Here is a 1,341-nt window from a genome sequence, read left to right on the forward strand (position 1 = left end):
TCAGCCCGTCTTCGACTTGAGCATCTTGCAACTTCTCAAGGTTGGTTTGCATCACCTCGGTGTACTGTGTATTGATCATGTGTACTCCTACGACAAATCTAACTTATGGCTGTGAGTCATGATGTTCTTCACCATCGCGTTTTTTTGGATAACAAAACTCAGCTCTTCACGGACTAAATCGACTGTTGATGTCATCTCTGGCAAAGACTTTAGCTCTGCCCAACAATGCCAAAGCGCTTGTTCTTTCTGAGCGCCAAGTGGGAAGCTTTGCGCAAGCATCGCTTTTAATGCTGCTCTGTCTGTTGGCGGCTCAGCCATTAACTGGCCAACAAAATCTCCGAGCAACTCTTGTTTCAGAACGCTCAATAATTCCGGAACGGCATCATCCGTTCCTTTGGCGCTTTTCGCCTGATGAAAGGCGTACCACAGCGCTTCTTTTTGCGTTTGAGGATCAGAAAAAACGTCCTTTAACGAAGAAAGCACGCTTTGTTTAGAGACAGTCTCTGCTTCCTTGATTGACGCATACCAATCTTTAATTGCGTTGAGTTTCTCTTCTACTTTTGTCAGCGTGTCTTTGGGAGCTGAGCGAGAAACTTCGGCCGTAGTTTCTCGCGTCATAAGCTCGCTCATTCGCTTCGCATCGTCGCGTTCATAGTGACGAACATCGGTTGAATGAGCGGGCGTTTGTCCGACAAAGTTAGGGTCGACTCTCATCCAAGATTCCTAATGTCTTGGGTGAAGCTCGCCGCAAAAGCTTGGCTTTCTTCGCTGCCTTGAGCTGCCAGTTCCATCCAACGTTCAGCTTGGCTTAGTAACCCTGCTTTTGCAGCCGCTAGCGCCGCCAAACTGATCAGGTCAGGATACGCGGTGCAAAGTGGCTCAAGTAATCGATGTGCCTCTTCGTACGCGCCTTTGTTCATCAGGCTCATCGCACGAATCATTACTACGACTTCTTCAGAGTTCGAGGTCTCCTCAAGGCAATCAGCAATCGTATTGGCCTCTTGATGGCGATGCATCCCCGTCGCCATCAAAGCAATTTCAGCCAACAGCTGGCGTAATTCTCGTTCCATGCATTACACCTTCTGCAGGATCGACTGCATTACATCTTTGATCGCACGAGTGGTGGTCGCGTTGATGTTGTACACCACCGACCATTTATTGATAGCGTGCTGAAGCTCAGCCAGCTTAGATGGGTCGTCCGCGTTGGTTTCTAGATTTTTAATTGCATCGGTGACGGATTTGTTCGCGTCTTTCGCTTGTTGCTCAAGTTTCTTTTTAACGTCATCGAGGTTTACACTGTTGGTCGCATCGTAAAATGACATAGGATTTCCCTTTATTTTT

General features: G+C 47.7%; 3 protein-coding genes and 1 pseudogene. All 4 read right to left on the reverse strand.

Features of this window, described 5'->3' with window-relative positions; translation table 11 throughout:
• Window positions 1-79: pseudogene (locus R7Q47_RS24775) on the reverse strand (EscI/YscI/HrpB family type III secretion system inner rod protein); the annotation flags it as partial.
• Between the two features lie 8 nt (window positions 80-87).
• A complete protein-coding gene (vscH, locus tag R7Q47_RS24780) occupies window positions 88-714 on the reverse strand; it encodes a YopR family T3SS polymerization control protein VscH (RefSeq protein ID WP_318089926.1) in 627 nt (208 codons plus the stop codon).
• Entirely contained in the window at window positions 711-1,070 is a 360-nt protein-coding gene (vscG, locus tag R7Q47_RS24785; RefSeq protein WP_005477707.1) for a YscG family type III secretion system chaperone VscG, read from the reverse strand. The genes vscH and vscG overlap by 4 nt, the downstream gene beginning before the upstream one ends.
• A gap of 3 nt (window positions 1,071-1,073) precedes the next feature.
• Window positions 1,074-1,322, reverse strand: a complete 249-nt coding sequence (gene vscF, locus R7Q47_RS24790) for a type III secretion system needle filament protein VscF (protein ID WP_029801879.1) — start codon at window positions 1,320-1,322, stop codon at window positions 1,074-1,076.
• Between the last annotated feature and the right edge of the window lie 19 nt (window positions 1,323-1,341).

The sequence above is a fragment of the Vibrio sp. Vb0349 genome (assembly GCF_033338975.1).